Source organism: Bacteroides sp. AM32-11AC, from assembly GCF_003603515.1.
Taxonomy (GTDB): domain Bacteria; phylum Bacteroidota; class Bacteroidia; order Bacteroidales; family Bacteroidaceae; genus Bacteroides; species Bacteroides uniformis.
Map to the genome: position 1 here is coordinate 1 of NZ_QTNH01000035.1, position 1652 is coordinate 1652.

The following is a 1652-nucleotide window of genomic DNA, read 5'->3' on the forward strand; positions in this document are numbered from 1 at the left end:
AAGAGATACTTGGGATTAAGGCAGGAAGAACTACTTAATACTTATGACTGCCTTAGCTTTTGATTACTGGCGGTTGCGCTCACCAATTATTAAGAATGGAGCGGAACTGCCTTTTAAGCCTACAATTCAAGTTGGGAGTAAATTTATAAAATTCTACTTATATAGACCTTTTACAAATTTGCTCCTAACCTTGATTTATGGAGTAGGAATGCCTTTCTGCATTTAATAAACAATAAGTTCTTGCTAATCAAACGTAAATTCGTAACTTTGCAGCAATTCTAACAGCCTAATGCGTTGGGAAGTTGGAAGGACATATTAGTTAACGAAGAGCGTTTAAGATATTATCTTACTGTGAAATCTGGACAATTTCAAAAGGTGAAGATAATAGGCAAGGACGCTCACGTCAGTGTTATATATTCACCTCTGTAGGGTGAACTATATACATATCTGGCGTGGGCATTGTTTATTATTCACCTTAGGCAGTCCAGAGCCTCACAGTAGTAATATTCAATGTTCCCACGCTTCTTTATTGTATAACGGTCAGTTAGGGAACACTGGCAACGATACAGATATTCACAAAACAGACAGTTCTATTTCTAACGTGGCAATCAATCAAATTGCGTGCAGCTTTATGCTGTGTACTCTGTGCACTTATTCAAGCCATTTCATCCATATATCCATATAAAAGAAGGCAAGAGTGTATAGAGTGGTAATAATTAATCTGATTAACTTATTTAAATCTGGTAGTAATGAATAGAAAGGACTTGGGGAAGATTTCCGTAATAGTCTCTACTTACAACCGTTGCGATGCTCTGCAAGTATGTTTACTCAGCTTGTTCAAGCAGACAGTCCTGCCCGATGAGGTCATTATAGGAGACGATGGCTCTACGGAAGAGACCGCCTCGTTGATAGCAAGGCTGCAAGAGCAGGCACCGTTTCCAATCATACATGTGTGGCATGAGGATAAAGGTTTCCGATTGGCTATGATGCGCAACAAGTGTGTAGCCCGTAGTACGGGAAACTATATCATAGAGATAGACGGTGATGTGTTCCTGCATCCAAAGCTGATAGCCGACCATCTCCGTGAAGCTGGCCGTGGCATTTACGTGAAAGGTGGAAGGGTAAACTTGGGCAAAGAGCTGACAGAGGAAATATGTAAGTCCGGTATGGTACGCCCGATTCATGTCTGGACGAAAGGAATTGAAAGCAAGCCGGAGAATGCAATCCATTGTATATGGCTGGCTCGCTTCTTGGCTCCGAGATACCGTAGAAAGCGTTCGGCTGCATTGGGCTGTAACATGTCCTTCTTCCGTGAGGATTTTATCAAGGTAAACGGTTATGATGAATTCTATGAGGGTTGGGGAAGTGAGGATATTGATTTGGGCAAGCGTCTGCTGAACAGTGGTTGCCGGAAACGGTATTTGAAGTTCGCAGGTATTGTTTACCACCTTTGGCATGAGGATAAGTTCATGTACAATAAGACAAAGAACTTGCAGTACATGAGAATGCTGGATGAACGGAAGACGGTACGCTGTACAAATGGAGTGGATAAATATTTATAAACTATATTACTAACTTAATTTATTAATTAAAATGAGAACATTAAGATTTATTGGAATGGCTATCGTAGCCGTAATTATGAGTGTTAACTT

At 40.6% G+C, this 1652-nt stretch carries 1 protein-coding gene and 1 pseudogene; both read left to right on the plus strand.

What is annotated here, in order from left to right; genetic code table 11:
* A pseudogene (locus DW800_RS19450) lies at positions 1-63 on the plus strand (site-specific integrase); the annotation flags it as partial.
* 686 nt (positions 64-749) lie between these two features.
* Positions 750-1562, plus strand: coding sequence for a glycosyltransferase family 2 protein (locus DW800_RS19455; RefSeq protein ID WP_008665367.1), 813 nt, complete (start codon positions 750-752; stop codon positions 1560-1562).
* Positions 1563-1652 lie beyond the last annotated feature (90 nt).